At 48.5% G+C, this 20,365-nt stretch carries 16 protein-coding genes and 1 tRNA gene; all 17 read right to left on the bottom strand.

The window, feature by feature from the left end:
* Nucleotides 1–848, bottom strand: an 848-nt coding sequence (tuf, locus tag BLP64_RS10350) for an elongation factor Tu (protein WP_092593976.1), incomplete at its 3' end; no start/stop codon positions are given.
* A gap of 59 nt (nucleotides 849–907) precedes the next feature.
* Nucleotides 908–3,031, bottom strand: coding sequence for an elongation factor G (fusA, locus tag BLP64_RS10345; protein ID WP_092593975.1), 2,124 nt, complete (start codon nucleotides 3,029–3,031; stop codon nucleotides 908–910).
* Between the two features lie 27 nt (nucleotides 3,032–3,058).
* Entirely contained in the window at nucleotides 3,059–3,529 is a 471-nt protein-coding gene (gene rpsG, locus BLP64_RS10340) for a 30S ribosomal protein S7 (RefSeq protein ID WP_092593974.1), read from the bottom strand.
* 77 nt (nucleotides 3,530–3,606) lie between these two features.
* Nucleotides 3,607–3,981 carry a 30S ribosomal protein S12 gene (gene rpsL / locus BLP64_RS10335; protein WP_092593973.1) on the bottom strand — a complete coding sequence of 125 codons (375 nt, stop codon included), beginning with the start codon at nucleotides 3,979–3,981 and terminating at the stop codon, nucleotides 3,607–3,609.
* Nucleotides 3,982–4,144: 163 nt separating this feature from the next.
* Nucleotides 4,145–4,840 (bottom strand): LytR/AlgR family response regulator transcription factor, encoded by a 696-nt coding sequence (locus BLP64_RS10330; RefSeq protein ID WP_092593977.1) that lies wholly within the window; start codon nucleotides 4,838–4,840, stop codon nucleotides 4,145–4,147.
* 5 nt (nucleotides 4,841–4,845) lie between these two features.
* On the bottom strand, nucleotides 4,846–5,934 hold the full coding sequence (locus BLP64_RS10325) for a sensor histidine kinase (RefSeq protein WP_092593972.1): 1,089 nt from the start codon (nucleotides 5,932–5,934) through the stop codon (nucleotides 4,846–4,848).
* Entirely contained in the window at nucleotides 5,927–7,591 is a 1,665-nt protein-coding gene (locus BLP64_RS10320; protein ID WP_092593971.1) for a serine hydrolase domain-containing protein, read from the bottom strand. Before BLP64_RS10320 ends, BLP64_RS10325 begins: the two co-directional genes overlap by 8 nt.
* 180 nt (nucleotides 7,592–7,771) lie before the next feature.
* Complete coding sequence (gene rpoC, locus BLP64_RS10315; RefSeq protein WP_092593970.1) at nucleotides 7,772–11,998, bottom strand: DNA-directed RNA polymerase subunit beta'; 4,227 nt, start codon at nucleotides 11,996–11,998, stop codon at nucleotides 7,772–7,774.
* Nucleotides 11,999–12,033: 35 nt separating this feature from the next.
* Nucleotides 12,034–16,062 carry a DNA-directed RNA polymerase subunit beta gene (gene rpoB / locus BLP64_RS10310; RefSeq protein ID WP_092593969.1) on the bottom strand — a complete coding sequence of 1,343 codons (4,029 nt, stop codon included), beginning with the start codon at nucleotides 16,060–16,062 and terminating at the stop codon, nucleotides 12,034–12,036.
* Nucleotides 16,063–16,279: 217 nt separating this feature from the next.
* Nucleotides 16,280–16,654, bottom strand: coding sequence for a 50S ribosomal protein L7/L12 (gene rplL / locus BLP64_RS10305; RefSeq protein WP_092593968.1), 375 nt, complete (start codon nucleotides 16,652–16,654; stop codon nucleotides 16,280–16,282).
* Between the two features lie 53 nt (nucleotides 16,655–16,707).
* Nucleotides 16,708–17,226: a 50S ribosomal protein L10 gene (gene rplJ / locus BLP64_RS10300; protein WP_092593967.1), complete on the bottom strand. Its 519-nt coding sequence runs from the start codon at nucleotides 17,224–17,226 to the stop codon at nucleotides 16,708–16,710.
* Nucleotides 17,227–17,457: 231 nt separating this feature from the next.
* Complete coding sequence (gene rplA, locus BLP64_RS10295) at nucleotides 17,458–18,153, bottom strand: 50S ribosomal protein L1 (protein WP_092593966.1); 696 nt, start codon at nucleotides 18,151–18,153, stop codon at nucleotides 17,458–17,460.
* A 1-nt stretch (nucleotide 18,154) separates the two neighbouring features.
* Complete coding sequence (gene rplK / locus BLP64_RS10290) at nucleotides 18,155–18,586, bottom strand: 50S ribosomal protein L11 (protein ID WP_092593965.1); 432 nt, start codon at nucleotides 18,584–18,586, stop codon at nucleotides 18,155–18,157.
* A gap of 154 nt (nucleotides 18,587–18,740) precedes the next feature.
* On the bottom strand, nucleotides 18,741–19,286 hold the full coding sequence (nusG, locus tag BLP64_RS10285; RefSeq protein WP_092593964.1) for a transcription termination/antitermination protein NusG: 546 nt from the start codon (nucleotides 19,284–19,286) through the stop codon (nucleotides 18,741–18,743).
* A 3-nt stretch (nucleotides 19,287–19,289) separates the two neighbouring features.
* Entirely contained in the window at nucleotides 19,290–19,670 is a 381-nt protein-coding gene (secE, locus tag BLP64_RS10280; RefSeq protein WP_092593963.1) for a preprotein translocase subunit SecE, read from the bottom strand.
* 34 nt (nucleotides 19,671–19,704) lie between these two features.
* Nucleotides 19,705–19,781 (bottom strand) — tRNA-Trp (locus BLP64_RS10275).
* Nucleotides 19,782–19,993: 212 nt separating this feature from the next.
* The coding region (locus BLP64_RS10270) for an EF-Tu C-terminal domain-related protein (RefSeq protein ID WP_456107073.1) at nucleotides 19,994–20,365 on the bottom strand (372 nt) is incomplete at its 5' end.

Genomic DNA, 20,365 nt, shown 5'->3' with positions numbered 1-20,365 from the left:
TTCGTTCCACGCAACAACGCACCAATGTTCTCACCTGCACGACCTTCGTCGAGCAACTTACGGAACATCTCAACACCAGTAACGATGGTCTTGGTGGTCTCTTTGATACCAACAATTTCAACTTCGTCACCAGTACGGACAATACCGCGCTCAACACGACCTGTTACTACCGTTCCACGACCTGAGATTGAGAATACGTCTTCGATTGGCATGATGAACGCTTTATCAATGTCACGCTCTGGCTCTGGGATGTATGTATCCAAAGCTTCTGCCAATTCGATGATTTTCGCTTCCCACTTCTCGTCGCCTTCCAACGCACGCAGGGCTGAACCACGGATAACCGGAGTGTCGTCGCCTGGGAAGTCGTACTCAGATAGAAGTTCACGAATTTCCATCTCAACCAATTCTAACAACTCTTCGTCGTCAACCATGTCACACTTGTTCATGAACACGATGATGTATGGAACACCAACCTGACGTGACAACAAGATGTGCTCACGAGTTTGTGGCATTGGGCCGTCAGTTGAAGCAACTACCAAGATACCGCCGTCCATTTGCGCAGCACCAGTGATCATGTTCTTAACGTAGTCGGCGTGCCCTGGGCAGTCGACGTGTGCGTAGTGACGTGACGGAGTGTCATACTCTACGTGTGAAGTCGCGATGGTGATACCACGCGCTTTCTCTTCTGGCGCTTTGTCGATTTGATCAAAAGCTTGTGCTGAACCACCGTAGTGTTTCGCCAATACTGTGGTGATCGCAGCGGTCAGAGTTGTTTTACCGTGGTCAACGTGGCCGATTGTACCAACGTTAACGTGCGGCTTGGAACGTTCAAATTTTTCTTTAGCCATGACTTTTCCTTAACTTAAGTTAAAAGTCCGGTCCATGAATGAACCGGACCAGACTCTACTTAATCTTTTGTTTGACGAGCAGCAATAACCTGCTCAGCAACGTTGCTAGGTGCTTCAGCGTACTTCAAGAATTCCATTGCATAAGATGCACGACCCTGAGTCTGCGAACGCAGGTCAGTAGCGTAACCGAACATCTCTGATAATGGAACCTGTGCACGTACTTCTTTTAAGCCGCCTGGCGCATCTTCCATACCTTCAATCACACCGCGACGACGGTTCAAGTCACCAACGACGTCACCCATGAAGTCTTCTGGAGTCACTACTTCAACCTTCATAATCGGCTCAAGTAACGCAGGGTTCGCTTGTAACGCACCTTTTTTGAAGGCCATACTACCAGCAATCTTAAACGCCATTTCTGACGAGTCAACATCGTGGTAAGAACCATCAAACAGAGTTGCTTTGACACCAAGAACTGGGTAACCGGCTAACACACCGTTATCCATTTGTTCTTGAATACCTTTATCAACTGCAGGAACGTATTCTTTTGGTACCACACCACCAACGATTTCGTTCACGAACTCGTAGTTTGGTGTTTCGTCATCGTTCGCATCAAACTCCATTGGCTCGAGGCGAATCCAAACGTGACCGAACTGACCACGACCACCTGATTGACGAACGAACTTGCCTTCAACTTCAACCGCTTTACGAATGGTTTCACGGTATGCAACTTGCGGCTTACCAACGTTACATTCAACTTTGAACTCACGCTTCATTCGGTCAACGATGATGTCTAAGTGCAGCTCACCCATACCAGAGATGATGGTTTGACCGGTTTCTTCATCCGTGTTCACACGGAATGACGGGTCTTCCGCAGCCAACTTACCTAATGCAACACCCATTTTTTCTTGGTCTGCTTTAGTTTTCGGCTCAACGGCAACCGAAATAACTGGCTCAGGGAATTCCATCCGCTCTAAGGTGATGATGTTACTTGGATCACACAAGGTGTCACCCGTGGTCACATCTTTCAATCCGATTGCAGCAGCAATGTCGCCCGCTAAGATTTCTTTAATCTCTTTACGGTCATTTGCGTGCATCTGAACCATCCGGCCAATACGCTCACGCTTACCTTTTACTGGGTTATAAACGGTGTCACCTTGTGACAACACGCCCGAGTAAACGCGTAAGAACGTTAAGGTACCAACAAACGGGTCAGTTGCGATTTTGAACGCCAACGCTGAGAATGGCTCGTCATCAGATGACTTACGCACGCCTTCAGAGTTGTCTTCCAAAATACCGCGGATTGCTTTAACTTCAGTCGGTGACGGCAAAAATTCAACAACAGCGTCAAGCATCGCTTGAACACCTTTGTTCTTAAATGCAGAACCACACAAGCACAGTACGATTTCGTTGTTCAACGTACGCTCACGTAAGCCGGCTTTGATTTCAGCTTCCGTCAACTCACCTTCTTCAAGGTATTTGTTCATCAACTCTTCGTTGGCTTCTGCAGCTGCTTCAACCAAGTTCGCGTGCAGCTCTTCTGCTTCTTCAACTAAATGTGCAGGGATGTCTTCGTGAGTGAAGGTCATGCCTTGGTCTGCTTCATTCCAGTTGATCGCTTTCATCTTGATCAAGTCAACCACGCCAGTGAAGTTCTCTTCAGCACCAATGTTCAAATGAATTGGAACAGGGTTTGCTGCTAAACGAGTTTTCACTTGGTCTACAACGCGCAAGAAATCCGCACCAGTACGGTCCATCTTGTTCACGAAGACCAAACGCGGTACTTCATATTTGTTTGCTTGACGCCAAACAGTTTCTGTTTGTGGTTGCACGCCTGAAGACGCACACAACACCACAACAGCGCCGTCTAATACGCGCAATGAACGCTCAACTTCAATGGTGAAGTCAACGTGTCCAGGAGTATCGATAATGTTAATCCGATGCTCAGGAAATTGTGCATCCATACCACGCCAGAATGACGTTACGGCAGCCGAGGTGATAGTAATACCACGCTCTTGCTCTTGCGCCATCCAGTCGGTGGTTGCTGTTCCATCGTGGGTCTCGCCGATTTTGTGCGACAAGCCAGTGTAGAACAACACCCGCTCAGTGGTCGTTGTTTTACCTGCGTCTACGTGAGCACAGATACCGATGTTACGGTAGCGCTCAATCGATGTTTGTCGAGCCATAAATTCCTCTTTGGGTTAACTGTGAATTTACCAGCGGTAATGCGCGAACGCTTTGTTCGCATCGGCCATACGGTGGACGTCTTCACGCTTCTTCACAGCAGAGCCTTTATTTTCTGATGCATCTAGCATTTCACCTGCCAGACGCTGAGCCATGGATTTTTCACCCCGAGTACGCGCAGCATCAACTAACCAGCGCATAGCCAGTGCATTGCGGCGGACTGGACGAACTTCAACCGGTACTTGATAGGTAGAACCACCAACACGACGTGATTTAACCTCAACCGATGGACGGACGTTGTCCAACGCAGATTCGAAAATTTCTAAGTGGTCTTTACCTGTTTTTTCAGACAGGATATCTAACGCACCGTAGATGATCTTTTCAGCGACAGATTTCTTGCCGTCAACCATGACGACATTAATAAATTTAGCCAACAACTCTGATCCAAACTTAGGATCAGGTAAAATTTTACGTTGACCTATGACGCGTCTTCTTGGCATCTCTTATTTCTCCGATTAATTCAGGGTTTACCCCAAAACTTTGTAACTAACAGTTTGGCCTTACTAACGGAGAACCGTTAAGACTTGGGCCGTTTCGCGCCATACTTTGAACGTGCTTGACGGCGATCATTTACGCCTGCACAGTCTAAAGCACCACGAACTGTATGATAACGAACACCTGGTAAGTCCTTAACACGACCACCACGGATCAATACGACCGAGTGCTCTTGCAAGTTGTGACCTTCACCACCGATGTATGAAGATACTTCGTAGCCGTTGGTCAAACGCACACGACAAACTTTACGCAGCGCCGAGTTCGGCTTCTTCGGGGTGGTAGTATATACACGGGTACAAACACCGCGTTTTTGTGGGCAAGCCTCAAGCGCCGGAACGTTGCTTTGTGAAACCGGCTTTTGACGACCTTTGCGCACCAGCTGATTAACTGTTGCCATTCATTACTCCTGATTATGTTGATGTCACTCAACAGAATGAAAAATCCAAAAATCCCCTATTCTAAGGCTTGCTGTCGACAAACCACGGGCTTAACGCCCACAAATATGGGAGCGCGAATTTTAATGGTCAATAATTGGACTGTCAAGGAAAAGCGACGATTGACTAGAGTGACCATGCGTTACGAAAAGCTGCCGCTTGTCGTTTTGCGATGTCAACTTGCAAGCCATGCCGCAGTTGGACGTGGAATCCACCACTTAAACTTGGCTCGATTTGCTCGATGTACTGCGTATTAATGACCCAACTTCGACTGGCTCGGAAAAAGACGGTAGAGTCCAAGCGCTCCGCAATGGCACCGATGGGTCGATAAATTGCCGGCACCGCATGAGGTAAATGCACTCGGGTATAATTACCCAACGCCTCAAAGGCAATGATATCACTTATTTGCACAAAGAAGCACTGGTCACGATCTTTAATAAAAATTCGTTGCTGTGGGTTCACCGGCTCAGTTTTAAAATGCTGCTTGGCCTTTTCTAAGGCTTTCTGCAGACGATCGGCTCGGACGGGTTTTAATAAGTAATCCAAGGCATTCACTTCGAACGAACGAATGGCATACTCATCAAAGGCGGTCACAAAAATAACCAAAGGCACCGCGTCCACCTGCTCCAGAACATCAAACCCCGTGCCATCGGGTAAATCAATATCCAATAACAGGACATCAATGGCTGTTGACGTGAGTAGCTGCACTGCGGCACTGACACTGGCTGCTTCACCGACCACTTCCATCCCTGGCTGCTCGGCAAGTTGTTGTTTCAACTCGAGTCGGGCCAGTCGGCTGTCATCAACAATGGCAATACGCATTTCCACTAGTCTCCTTCGGCCACGCGAAAAGGTAATACAATCGTAAGCGTTGCGCGTTTTGTGCTTTCATCACAAGCTAATTCGATCCGAGCTTTCGCACCGTACATCAACGCCAACCGGGATTGGCTATTGGCTAACCCAATGCCCGCACCATTGGCTCGGGTCCGTCGGCGTGCAGGCGACTTCAACGCCTCTTGATGAGAGGAAACGGGGTGATAAGGGTTCGTTACGGTAATGTGCAGCTGCTCCTCAACACGACGCACGTTTAAGTTCAAAGCCCCTCCTAGACGATCACTCGCGATGCCATGTTTAATGGCATTTTCAATGCTTTGTTGCAAGAGCAGTCGAGGAATCAATGCTCGGTAGGCTTCCACATCAATTTCCTGATGGTACTGCAAACGCTCTTCATACTGAATCTTATTGAGTGCCACGTACTGCTCAACAATCTCAAGCTCATCACAAAGTGGCACTTGGGTCTGCTGGTGCGCTTGTAAGTTATAGCGCAGCATGTCCGCCAGCTGGGTGAGGGCTTCTCGTGCCTTGCTCGGATCTTCAATAATGAGGGCACGAATATTATTGAGCATATTAAACAGAAAATGAGGGTTCAATTGCTGCATCAATAAATCCAACTGCCCTTTTAGCAAGGCTTGCTCGGCATCGCGTAACATTCGAGTTCGCACAATGGCGACATAGCACGCACTCCATAACAGCAACATGAACATCATGTTCATGCTGTTGCTCCAATAAATCATTTGGAAAAAGACCATGGCTTGCCCTGGCGGAATTGGGTCATACCATTGGGTTCCTGCAATGGCCAAGACTGCAACCCACAACATGAGTCCAGCAAACAACCCGCCGGTGACCGAACCCCCCACCCAATACAGCATTTGCCAACTGATCGCGCGGTGTTTTAGCAAGCGTTTATAGATAATTCGTAAGCCATGAGAAAACAGCCCCGTACTACCAACCAGCACGGCGCCAAAAAAATATTCAGTCCGCGTAAAAATTGGCTGGCTAGCAATGGTCACCATCAATACTGAATACACCAAGCCCCAGCCCACCAGCTGATAAATAGGGTAATAAATGCTACTCATCGAGGGCCGCAGTTCCTTGTAAAATAGCGTGCGCTTGTTGCATGTCTAAATAAGCTTGGTTATTCAGAATCACCACCGCCCGCGAACCATCTAAATAGAAACCAACAAAGCTCACATAACCTCCTGTTTGCCCGTTATGCCAGGCATACCACTGATTATGCTGATCTTGTTGCAAAATCCAGCCCAACGCCTGGGAGCAACACGCACTCATCGGAAACACCGGTTCCAGCAGCAGTTTGGTCGCAGCATCCTCCTCTTGCAGGCGGGTCATCAATTGCTCCACATAGCGGCTCATGTCAACCAAGGTTGAACGCACAGCACCGGCCCCGGCTAAGGCTTGAAAGTGCCAGGGGGCTACTTCGTTGCCAAACTGGTCGTAGCCTTGGGCCAGACTGCCATTGGCTGTTAACTCAGTAGCTGAAGGCAGCGCAACATCGGTTGCCGTCATGCCAAACGGGGCAAACAACTCATCCTGTATCAGTTGCGCGAAGCTCTTGCCATGCACTTTCGCCAATGCTTCCCCCAACAGCCCATAACCTAAATTCGAATACTCGTAACTGGACATGTCATCAAGCTTGGGCTCCCCTGCAAAATCAGCAACCGCGGCCAACATCTTGGCACGATCGTAATGTGCATAAGGGTCTTGCTGGTTGGCGCCATCGAATAGGTCTTTGGGAAGCCGCGGTAGTCCGCTGGTATGGGTCGCCAACTGAGTCAACCGAATGGCTGGAGCTGTCTCCCCAAAAATAGATTGCAACGTATCCGTGGCGCTCACCTGGCCCTCGGTCAGGCTTTTAGCAAGCAGGTAGGCCACCATTGTTTTGGTGACCGACCCAATTTCGTAGTGCGTGCTGGCATCATGATTGGCAAAAAATTTGGTGCGAGTGCCAGCCGGAGTGATCACAGCAACGGCACCACCGTGATCACCCAGTTTAGGCTTTGGGCCGCCAGACAAAGCCTCCCCTGCAGCAAGCTTCTTCAGCGTTAATGGCCGTTCAACCCCTTGAATAAACTTTCCTTCATAGCCCTCGTCAGTTATCTTTTTGCCTGTAAACGACGCCTGAATCATGGGCGAAGTGAAGCTTAGGTTATCCGCCGAAATACTGAATTGATCGATTGGAATACCATAGCTTTGCTGAGCTGGGCTGTCGAGGCTCGCATAATAGCCCCCAGCAATGACTGCCACGTTAATTTGCAGTGGTAACTGCTGATTGCCGTTGATAATCAACTGACCGCCATAACGCCCTTCATAGCTCATCCGCGCTAGGTCGCTCGCCGTTAATCGCGTGAGAGTCAGCGGCCGTTTTGCTCCTTGAATAAAGGTACCTTTAATTTCATTGCCAGTAATTTGTCCAGCAAATGACGCTTGGAGATTGTCAGCATTGAACTTAAATTCGCCAGCGCTGATCTCGAAGTCAGTCAGCGGTAATCCCCAGCTACCTTGTGTGGGGCTGTCAAGAGTGATGGTATCGCCTTGAATCGTAACGCCCACCACTAAAAAGATATTGGGCTGTACTTCGAGTTTACCGCGCCAAATGCCATCCAGCTCGTGTTCTGCGGCACTTACGGTCGTTGGTGTCCATAACGCCGCGGTGAGTGCAAACACGCTGAGCAGCTGCGTGAAGCGTGAGCGAAATGTTGATGTGATTACATTCATAATGAACTCCCCCTTAGTTGGTACGTTGTCAGTGTAACCAAACAAACGTCCCTGTGGGAGTTTATATGACGAACGGGCGGCACGCCTGATAAGCGGGAAATAGGCCTACTGAAAAAGTAAAAGCCAGCTTAAGTCTCCTTAAGCTGGCTTTGCATTCAATCAACTCAATAAGGCTGAGTGTTATTCTGCGCTATCACCGAGATCGTCGCCCGCGTTCAATGCATCAGCAAGTTGTTGCTCTGCTTCTTTCGCGGTTACTTTCGGAGCCTCATTCACCATTCCCTCAGCGCGCTTACGAGCACGCTCACGGTGGTATGCGAAGCCTGTACCAGCAGGAATCAAGCGACCCACAATCACGTTCTCTTTCAAGCCACGTAATGGATCTTGCTTGCCTTGTACTGCTGCTTCGGTCAATACGCGCGTGGTTTCTTGGAACGAAGCCGCAGAAATAAACGACTCTGTCGACAACGACGCTTTCGTAATACCTAACAACTGACGCTCGTAAGTTGCTGGAATCTTGCCTTCTGCATGTGCTTTGGCATTCGCCGCTAACACTTCAGACAGTTCCATCATCTCACCTTCAAGCAACTCAGTTTCACCTGGGTTGGTAATGATTGCTTTACGTAACATCTGACGGACGATGGTCTCAATGTGCTTATCGTTAATTTTTACGCCTTGTAAACGATAAACTTCTTGAACCTCGTTGACGATGTAGTTCGCCAATGCACTGACACCACGTAAACGTAGGATATCGTGCGGTGCTTCTGGACCATCAGCAATCACTTCACCCTTGTTCACCTGCTCCCCTTCAAAGATGCTGAGCTGGCGATGCTTCGGAATCATTTCTTCGTACGCTTCGCCACCATCTAATGGGGTGATGATCAAGCGGCGTTTGCCTTTGGTTTCACGACCAAAGCTCACGGTACCACTGATCTCTGCCAAGATTGCAGGCTCTTTTGGACGACGTGCTTCAAACAAGTCGGCAACGCGCGGCAAACCACCGGTAATATCGCGAGTTTTCGAACCTTCTTGTGGAATACGAGCGAGGGTATCCCCCACGTTCACTTCCGCATTGTCTTCCAAGTTGATAATTGCTTTACCCGGCAACAAGTACTGGGCTGGCATGTCGGTTCCGGCAATCTTAACGTCATTGCCTTTTTCGTCGACCAACTTCACCATCGGACGCATGTCTTTACCGGCACTGGTACGTTGACCAGTTTCGAGTACGACAATGCTCGACAAGCCTGTCAATTCGTCCGTTTGACGAGTCATGGTCACGCCATCGATTAAATCGACGAACTGGATACGACCAGCCACTTCGGTAATGATTGGGTGCGTGTGCGGGTCCCACGTTGCAACAATCTCACCGGCATCAACACTGGCGCCTTCTGGCTTCTTCAGCGATGCACCGTATGGGATCTTGTAACGCTCGCGCTCACGACCAAACTCATCGATCAAGGTTAATTCAGCAGAACGTGAAGTAATAACTAAATGGCCATTACTGTTGGTGACTGATTTCGCGTGGTGCAATTTCAGCGTACCGTTGTTCTTCACTTGAATGTTGTTTGCTGCTGAGTCTCGTGATGCTGCACCCCCGATGTGGAACGTCCGCATCGTTAACTGCGTGCCTGGCTCACCGATTGACTGAGCGGCAATAACACCCACTGCTTCACCCATGTTCACTAAATGGCCACGCGCAAGGTCGCGTCCATAACAGTGAGCACACACACCAAAGTCGGTGTCACAGGTAATCACAGAACGAACTTTTACTTGGTCAACGGAGTTTTGCTCCAACACGTCACACATTTTCTCATCAAGTAATGTGTTCCGTGGAATCAATACTTCGTCAGTGCCAGGAATTAATACATCGTCACATGCGACACGACCCAATACGCGCTCACGCAATGGTTCAACCACATCACCGCCTTCAATTAACGGCTTGATATAGAGACCTTCTTGGGTACCACAGTCGTTTTCAACGATAACAACGTCTTGCGCTACGTCAACGAGACGACGCGTCAAGTAACCTGAGTTCGCTGTTTTCAACGCGGTATCCGCCAAACCTTTACGCGCACCGTGCGTCGAAATAAAGTACTGAAGTACGTTCAAACCTTCACGGAAGTTCGCCACGATTGGGGTTTCGATGATCGAGCCGTCCGGCTTCGCCATCAAGCCACGCATACCAGCGAGCTGACGAATCTGTGCCGCACTACCCCGTGCACCAGAATCTGCCATCATGTAAACTGAGTTGAAGGAGTCTTGAGTTTCTTCTTTCCCTTCCGCGTTCAGCACCACTTCTTTTGACAGGTTTTCCATCATCGCTTTCGATACTTTATCGTTCGCTGCCGACCAAATATCGATAACTTTGTTGTACTTCTCACCTGCTGTTACTAAACCGTGCTCGAACTGTTCCTGAATTTCAGCAACTTCGGCTTCGGCCGCAGCGATAATGTCTTTCTTCGCATCAGGAATGACCATGTCGTCAATCCCAACCGATGCACCCGCCACCATTGCATAGTGGAAACCGGTATACATGATTTGGTCCGCGAAGATAACGGTCGCTTTCAACCCTAAATTACGGTACGAGCGGTTCAATAACCGACCAATCTGCTTTTTACCCATGGTCTGGTTAATCATGTCAAACGGCATGCCTTCTGGCAGAATGAGTGACAAAATTGCGCGACCAATCGTGGTGTCGTACAGCTTGGTGGTTGTTTCGGTTTCGCCTTCATCGTTCGTTAAGGTTTCAGTAATCCGTACTTTCACCCGCGCGTGAAGCTCTGCCGCTTTAATGCGATACGCTTTTTCGGCTTCTTTGGCGTTCTTGAACACCATGCCTTCGCCTTTGGCATTAACTTTTTCACGGGTCATGTAGTACAGACCCAACACCACGTCTTGCGAAGGAACGATGATTGGCTCACCGCTCGCTGGCGACAAAATGTTATTGGTTGACATCATTAACGCACGCGCTTCAAGTTGCGCTTCCAGCGTCAATGGTAAGTGAACCGCCATTTGGTCACCGTCAAAGTCAGCGTTATACGCCGCACACACTAACGGGTGCAGTTGAATCGCTTTACCTTCAATCAGGACGGGTTCGAACGCTTGAATCCCCAAACGGTGCAACGTTGGCGCACGGTTTAGCAGGACTGGGTGCTCTTTGATGACTTCATCTAGAACGTCCCAAACCTCTGGAATTTCACGCTCTACCATTTTCTTAGCAGCTTTGATGGTGGTCGCTAAACCACGGGCTTCAAGCTTGCCGTAAATGAATGGCTTAAACAGTTCCAACGCCATTTTTTTCGGTAATCCACACTGATGCAAACGCAGTGTTGGACCCACGGTAATGACCGAACGACCAGAGTAGTCCACCCGCTTACCGAGCAAGTTCTGACGGAAACGGCCTTGCTTCCCTTTGATCATGTCAGCAAGAGATTTCAATGGGCGCTTGTTGGTACCTGTAATCGCACGACCACGACGACCGTTATCTAATAACGCATCGACCGCTTCTTGCAACATCCGCTTCTCGTTGCGCACGATAATGTCTGGCGCAGCAAGGTCGAGCAGACGCTTTAACCGGTTGTTACGGTTAATCACGCGACGATACAAATCGTTCAAGTCAGAGGTCGCAAAACGACCACCGTCTAGAGGAACCAGTGGACGTAAATCTGGTGGTAATACTGGTAATACTTTCAGGATCATCCACTCAGGCTTGTTCCCTGATTGATGGAATGATTCCAGTAGCTTCAACCGCTTGCTGATTTTCTTCCGCTTGGTTTCTGAATTGGTTTCAGGCAATTCTTCCCGCAGCGTTTTGATTTCGCTTTCGATATCAATGTGTTGCAACAATGCGTAGACAGCCTCAGCGCCCATTTTCGCTTCAAACTCATCACCATGAGCTTCAAGGGCATCCAAGTAGTCTTCTTCGGTCAGGATTTGGCCGCGCTCTAAGTCGGTCATCCCTGCTTCAGTCACCACATAAGATTCGAAATACAGCACGCGCTCAATATCACGCAAGGTCATATCTAGCATTAAACCGATACGACTTGGCAGTGATTTCAAGAACCAAATATGAGCTACTGGGCTGGCAAGTTCGATATGACCCATACGCTCACGACGTACTTTGGTCAAGGTCACTTCAACGCCACATTTTTCACAGATCACGCCGCGATGCTTCAAGCGCTTGTACTTACCACACAAACACTCGTAATCCTTCACCGGGCCGAAAATACGGGCGCAGAACAAGCCGTCACGCTCAGGCTTGAACGTACGATAGTTGATGGTCTCAGGTTTTTTCACTTCACCGAACGACCAGCTACGGATCATGTCGGGAGAAGCGAGCCCGATGCGAATTGCATCGAACTCCTCACTCTGATTTTGTGGCTTTAAAAACTTTAATAAGTCTTTCACAGTTTATCTCCTGGCAAATAGCGTCCGGTGGTTTCTCAGTCTTGTTCCAACTCAATGTTGATACCAAGTGAGCGGATTTCCTTCAGCAATACGTTGAAGGATTCCGGCATCCCTGCTTCCATGCGCAAGTCATTGTCGACAATGTTCTTGTACATCTTCGTCCGACCGTTTACGTCGTCCGATTTCACTGTCAACATTTCCTGCAAGGTGTAAGCAGCACCGTATGCTTCCAGTGCCCAGACTTCCATCTCACCGAAGCGCTGGCCACCAAACTGGGCTTTACCACCCAGCGGTTGCTGAGTCACTAAGCTGTATGAACCGGTTGAACGCGCATGCATCTTATCATCCACTAAGTGGTTCAATTTCAGCATGTACATGTATCCGACAGTGACATCACGCTCAAAGCGCTCGCCTGTGCGGCCGTCATACAGGGTGATTTGACCAGACTCTGGTAAATCAGCCAGTTTCAATAATTCTTTAATTTCGCTTTCGTGCGCACCATCGAACACCGGTGACGCAATCGGCAAGCCCGCTTTCAGGTTTTCCGCCAGGCGTAACACTTCGTCATCACTGAACTCACTCAAGTCCACTTGTTGACGGGTGTCATCCATGTTGTAAACCTTGTCGAGGAACTCACGGACTTCAGCCACTTTCGCTTGATGTTTCAGCATTTTCTCGATTTTGGTACCAATACCGCGTGCGGCAAGTCCCAAGTGTGTTTCAAGAATCTGACCGATGTTCATCCGCGATGGAACACCTAACGGGTTCAACACGATATCGACCGGCTCACCATGCTCGTCATATGGCATGTCTTCAATAGGAACGATGCTAGAAATAACACCTTTGTTCCCGTGACGACCCGCAAGCTTATCACCCGGTTGAACACGACGGCGTACCGCTAAGTACACTTTCACGATTTTCAGCACGCCCGGTGCCAAATCGTCGCCTTGCTCAATTTTACGGCGCTTGTTTTCATACTTCGCATCGAAGTCCGCACGAATTTCTTCGTACTGCTGAGCAATTTGCTCAAGCTGTACTTGGGCATCTTCATTTTTGAGGTTTTGCGTTAACCATTTGCTTTGCTCAAGACTGGCCAGTTTTGACTCATCAAAACCGTTCGCCAACAGCAAGCTACGCGCACGTTCGAAGATACCTTTCTCGAGAATCTTAAATTCGTCGGTTAAGTCTTTCTTCACTTGCTTCAGCTGCATTTCTTCTACAGCACGCGCACGCGAGTCTTTTTCCACGCCATCACGGGTAAAGACTTGAACGTCAATGACCGTCCCGGTTACACCGTTCGGTACACGCAGTGAACTGTCTTTCACATCCGATGCTTTTTCACCGAAGATTGCACGTAAGAGCTTCTCTTCAGGAGTCAGTTGAGTTTCACCTTTCGGGGTTACTTTACCCACTAAGATGTCACCCCCGTTTACTTCTGCACCGACGTAAACAATTCCAGCTTCGTCAAGCTTGTTCAGCGCTGATTCACCCACGTTTGGAATATCTGAGGTAATTTCCTCAGGACCAAGCTTGGTATCACGAGCAACACAGCTCAGCTCTTGAATATGAATGGTAGTTAAACGGTCTTCACGAAGCACACGCTCAGAAATCAAGATCGAGTCTTCGAAGTTGTAACCGTTCCACGGCATGAACGCGACACGTAGGTTTTGACCCAGTGCGAGTTCACCCATATCCGTGGATGGACCATCTGCCAATACGTCACCACGCATGACCGGCTCGCCGACATTCACAGTCGGACGCTGGTTAATGCAGGTGTTTTGGTTCGAGCGGGTGTATTTCACCAAGTTATAGATATCGATGCCCGCTTCGCCTGGGGTCATCTCATCTTCATTCACTTTCACCACAATGCGGCTGGCGTCAACTTTATCGACCACCCCACCACGCTTAGCAACCACGGTAACACCAGAGTCCACCGCTACGGTACGTTCAATGCCCGTCCCTACTAACGGCTTGTCAGCGCGTAAGGTAGGAACCGCTTGGCGTTGCATGTTCGACCCCATGAGGGCACGGTTCGCATCGTCATGCTCAAGGAATGGAATCAAGCTCGCTGCAATCGACACGATTTGCTGTGGCGCAACGTCCATATATTGAACTTGCTCGCGTGACATCAAGGTAAATTCGTTTTTGTAACGGCACGGTACCAGCTCTTCAACCAACTCACCTTGGTCGTTCAATTCAACGTTGGCCTGAGCGATAACAAAGTTACCCTCTTCAATCGCTGATAAGTAATCGACATCATCGGTGACCACACCGTTTTGGATACGACGGTATGGGGTTTCTAAGAAACCGTATTCGTTGGTACGAGCGAAGGTTGCCAAGGAGTTAATCAACCCAATGTTTGGACCTTCTGGTGTCTCGATTGGACAGACTCGACCGTAGTGCGTTGGGTGAACGTCACGAACTTCGAAGCCAGCACGCTCACGGGTTAAACCGCCCGGCCCTAATGCCGAGATACGACGCTTATGCGTGACTTCAGAGAGCGGGTTGTTTTGGTCCATAAACTGTGACAGTTGGCTGGAACCAAAGAACTCTTTCACCGCGGCGCTGATTGGCTTTGCGTTGATTAAGTCTTGTGGCATCACGCCATCGAGGTCACCAAGGCTCAAGCGCTCTTTCACCGCACGCTCAACCCGCACCAAACCGACGCGGAATTGGTTTTCGGCCATTTCACCGACTGAGCGAATACGACGGTTACCAAGGTGATCGATATCGTCTACTTCGTCTTGACCGTTACGGATCTCGATCAGCTTACGCATGACCTCTACGATATCTTCTTTCGTCAACACACCCGGGCCCGTTAAGTCTTCACGACCTAAACGACGGTTAAACTTCATGCGACCAACCGCAGATAAATCATAACGGTCTTCGCTGAAGAACAGGTTTTCGAATAGCGTTTCAGCCGCTTCTTTAGTGGGTGGCTCACCCGGACGCATCATGCGATAGATTTCGACCAACGCTTCTAAGCGATTAGACGTTGGGTCGATACGCAAGGTTTCGCTGATATAAGGACCATGGTCCAAATCGTTCACGAACAGCGTTTCAAACTTTTTAAAGCCCGCTTCACGTAGTTTGGCCAACAATTCCAGTGTCAATTCACTGTTTGCTTCCGCCACGATTTCGCCGGTCTTTTTATCAACGTAATTTTTCGCTAATACTTTCCCAACCAAGTACTCAATCGGTACTTCCATTTCTGGTTGGTTCAAGCTGGCAATTTGGTTGATATGGCGCGCGGTAACACGACGGCCTTTTTCAACAATGATTTCGCCTTCGTCGTTTTTAATATCAAACTTCGCAGTTTCACCACGAAGACGCTCAGGCACCAGTTGCATGTATAACTTCTTGTTGCGGAACTGGTAATAGGTTGTCTCGAAGAACATCTCGAGGATTTCTTCGGTCGTATAATCGAGCGCTCGTAAGATAATGGTCGCAGGTAATTTACGGCGACGGTCAATCCGCACGAATACGTTGTCTTTCGGGTCGAATTCGAAATCTAACCACGAACCACGATAAGGAATAACGCGAGCGTTGTATAACACCTTGCCTGATGAGTGGGTTTTACCTTTGTCATGATCGTAAAACACGCCAGGTGAACGGTGCAATTGAGAGACGATAACACGCTCAGTACCGTTAATAACGTAGGTACCGTTGTCGGTCATCAATGGGATTTCACCCATGTAGACTTCTTGCTCTTTGATATCTTTAACCGTGCCTGCTGCAGCTTCACGATCATAAAGCACTAGGCGCAGTTTAACCCGCAAAGGAGCTGCGTATGTGATGCCCCGAATTTGACATTCTTGTACGTCAAATACTGGCTCACCAAGGTGATAGCTCACGTACTGCAATTCTGAATAACCGGAATAAGCGGTTATTGGGAATACTGAGCGGAATGCCGCTTCCAGACCGGTATTACCATCTGGATCAGGCTCGATAAACTTTTTGAATGAATCTAATTGGATAGACAGCAGGTATGGCACCTCGAGTACATGAGGGTGCTTACCAAAATCCTTGCGAATACGTTTTTTCTCAGAGTAGGAGTACGCCATGGGGTTCCTCAGCTAGCTGATTGATGACCCTAACCACCGGAGTAGGAGTCGATGGTTAAAAACAAACTATTTAAAGCTTGTCGTTCCCGTTTTGTCACCGCGAGCATGCACCCCAATAACGGGCAAAAATGATACATGCTTTACAGCGCAAAAAGGCTGGTAGCAAAATTGCCACCAGCCCTAGGCCTATTTGGCCAAGTTATGTAAGTGGTTAAACTTACTTAACTTCAACTTCCGCACCAGCTTCAGTTAATTCTTTAGCAAGTGCTTCTGCATCTTCTTTGCTGATGCCTTCTTTAACAGCAACAGGTGCAGACTCAACCATGTCTTTCGCTTCTTTCAAGCCAAGACCAGTCGCGCCACGTACTGCTTTGATAGCAGCAACTTTGTTAGCACCAGCTGCTTTTAAGATTACGTCGAATTCAGTTTGTTCTTCAACTGCTTCAGCGGCAGCAGCTGGACCAGCAGCTACAGCAACAGTTGCAGATGCGTCAACGCCGAACTTTTCTTCAGCAGCTGCGATCAAGTCAACTAAATCCATCACTGGCATTTCAGCGATTGCATTCAAGATATCTTCTTTAGTAAGAGCCATAACTCTAAACTCCTGGGTTATAAATTACAAAAAAATGGTTAAAAAAACCGCTTCTATTTAGCGTCTTTAATTGCCGCCAACACACGCACAAACTTAGTAGGTACTTCGTTGATTGTACGAACGAACTTACTAACAGGCGCTTTGAAGGTAGCGAGCAATTTCGCCAATGCTTCGTCGCGAGTCGGAAGTGAGGCAACAGCATCAAGTTTGTCAGCGCCCATTAAGCCAGAGCCAATGGATAACGCTGTTACTTTCAGGTGCTTATTGTCTTTGGAGAAATCTTTGAATAAACGCGCGGCTGAGCCGGGTGCATCCATTGAAAAACCATAGACAAGAGGACCTACTAATGCTGGATCCATGTCCGCAAACTTCGTGTCAGCTAATGCACGCTTCGCTAACGTGTTCCGAATAACTTTCAGATACACGCCTTGCTCACGCGCCTGACGGCGAAGGCGGGTCATGTCCGCAACTCCCATACCACGATACTCGGCAACAGCGACGGATAGAGCGTTTGAAGCAACCTCGTTAACTTCTTTAACGATTGCCTGTTTTGCTACTAAACCTAGTGCCACTAGTATCACCTCTTTTTTTGGCCCGCTGCACCAAAGTGCGTTGGGCCGATCGTTACACCTAGGTAGACCTGAACTGCATCTACCACGTTGTTACGGTGAATCTCTACCCAGAGAGTCTGGATCGGATACACCATCTGCGCAGGAAATTAAGTGTCGCTATGATTCCTGGTTAGGAATTACCGCGAGACACCTGCGGTCTTGGACGAGAGCTATAGCTCCAACCCATAAAACTTAATTTGCGCTCAATGAGCCCTGGTCGATGGCTAGGCCAGCGCCCATTGTGGTTGAAAGGCTGACTTTCTTGATGTATTGACCTTTTGATGTTGCTGGCTTCGCACGACGCAACGCAGTCAATAATGCTTCTAAGTTTTCTTTCAACTTATCGTTTTCAAAATCCACTTTACCGATGGTCGCGTGAATGATACCGGCTTTATCGTTACGGTAACGAATCTGACCTGCTTTCGCGTTCTTCACAGCAGTTTCAACATCAGGTGTCACGGTACCGGTTTTCGGGTTTGGCATTAAACCACGTGGACCTAAGATTTGACCAAGCATACCAACGACGCGCATTGCGTCTGGAGAAGCGATGACCACGTCAAAGTTCATCTCACCTTTCTTGATTTGCTCTGCTAAATCTTCCATACCAACCAAGTCAGCACCAGCTGCTTTGGCTTTTTCTACGTTTGCACCACTGGTGAAAACTGCGACACGAACATCACGGCCAGTGCCGTTTGGTAGTACTGTTGCACCACGAACGTTTTGGTCTGATTTACGCGCGTCAATTCCTAGATTGACCGACACATCAACACTTTCAACGAACTTCGCAGTTGCTAATTCTTTCAATAAGTTCAATGCTTCGTTGATTTCGTAATCACGAAGTTCAACTTTTTCACGGATAAGACGTGCACGCTTCGTTAACTTAGCCATCTTACACACCCTCCACGTTGATGCCCATTGACTTCGCTGAACCTGCGATAGTACGCACAGCGGCGTCTAAGTCAGCAGCGGTTAAGTCTGGCTCTTTCATTTTCGCGATGTCTTCTAACTGAGCGCGGGTAACTGTACCTACTTTCTCAGTATTTGGACGGCCTGAACCGCCTTTAACACCGGCTGCTTTCTTCAATAAGAAGGCTGCAGGAGGAGTTTTGGTCACAAACGTGAATGAACGGTCTTCGAAAACGCTAATTTCAACTGGAACTGGCGCGCCTTTTTCAAGCTGATCAGTTGCCGCGTTAAACGCTTTACAGAATTCCATGATGTTCACACCATGCTGACCCAATGCTGGACCAACCGGTGGTGACGGGTTTGCTGCACCAGCTGCTACTTGCAACTTGATGATAGCTTTTAACTTCTTAGCCATAATGATGCCTCTTGGTTGCGGGTCTAACGCCTCGTAAATCGTAGAGTTATCGACTTACTCGCCGGCTCCCCAATATAAAAAGGAGGCGAATTATAGTTCGATTCGCCTCGTATTGCAAGATTTTCATTTTACCTTCGTTCGCGGAGTTAACCTGCTAACCCTTTTCAACTTGACTGAATTCAAGTTCAACCGGTGTCGCGCGTCCGAAGATAGAAACCGAAACCGTTACGCGGCTTTTTTCGTAATCCACGCTTTCAACGGTGCCATTAAAGTCAGCAAACGGTCCTTCGTTAACGCGCACAACTTCGCCTGGCTCAAACAAGGTTTTCGGTTTTGGTTTGTCTGCAGATTCTTGCAGACGATTTAAAATTTTATCCGCTTCAGCTTGAGTAATCGGTGCTGGACGGTCTTGCGTTCCACCGATAAAACCCAGGACCCGTGGAATGCTTTTCACCAAGTGCCAGGTTTCTTCATCAAGCGCCATGTTCACGAGAACATAGCCTGGAAAGAATTTACGTTCGCTTTTGGCGCGTTTGCCGCCTTTCATTTCCACGACTTCTTCGGTGGGAACAAGAACATCACCGAACTTTTCTTCCATGCCGTGAATTTTGATATGTTCGCGCAAAGATTCTGCAACGCGCTTTTCGAAGCCAGAAAAGGCTTGAATGACGTACCAACGCTTTTTAGGTTGTTCGCTCATTGATTAAAACTCCAGGCCGGTGAAAAAACCTACAACGCGAACCAAGATAGCATCCATTCCCCACAAAATCAGTGAAATAATTGCCGTTGCAACAATCACGATCATGGTAGTTTGGTTCGCTTCTTGGCGTGTTGGCCACACCACTCGGCGGATTTCTTTCCGGCTTTCTTTGGCAAAATCACGGAATTGGCGGCCTTTTACAGTAACGCCAGCAAGCAACCCAGCACCCACAATCAACAATACCACGCCAATGGCGCGATAAAGCACTGAAACGGTTGGGCCATAATAATAGTTGCCTAGCACTGCTGCCGCGAGCAAAGCGATCGCAACTACCCACTTTAACGTGTCGAGAGAGTTGCTTTGCGTTTCGGTATTTGCACTCATTATTTATTCCTGTATGAAAACCGTACGAATACGTTGGCAGGGGCGGAGGGATTCGAACCCCCAACCGTCGGTTTTGGAGACCGCTGTTCTACCAATTGGAACTACGCCCCTGCAGGTTCTGTGTTGTGACAGAAACGGACGCTGTATTATACCGATCAAAGGCGGGAAAACAAGTCATCTGTCACCAATGTGATCACCAGAAGTAGCGAGTACCGCTCACTTTTTAATGACTGGATGCCAGATTCAGCTTTCTTAAATTTTTTTTGTTAAAAAAGGGGAGCTGCTGCTCCCCTTTCTCATTCTGTTTGTCTCAAACGATGCGATTAAGCAACGATTTTTGAAACAACGCCCGCACCTACAGTACGGCCACCTTCACGAATCGCGAAGCGTAAACCTTCGTCCATCGCGATTGGGTGAATCAACTCAACAACAAACTTCAAGTTGTCACCAGGCATAACCATTTCTACGCCTTCTGGCAGCTCTACTGAACCAGTCACGTCAGTAGTACGGAAGTAGAACTGTGGACGGTAGCCTTTAAAGAATGGCGTGTGACGGCCACCTTCTTCTTTGGTCAATACGTACACTTCTGCTTCAAACTTGGTGTGTGGAGTGATTGAACCTGGCTTCGCTAATACTTGGCCACGTTGGATGTCGTCACGCTTCGTTCCACGCAACAACGCACCAATGTTCTCACC

The organism is Pseudidiomarina indica, assembly GCF_900104245.1.
GTDB lineage: Bacteria > Pseudomonadota > Gammaproteobacteria > Enterobacterales > Alteromonadaceae > Pseudidiomarina > Pseudidiomarina indica.
The sequence above is the reverse complement of the archived record's forward strand: the minus strand, read 5'-3'. Positions and strand labels throughout refer to the sequence as shown.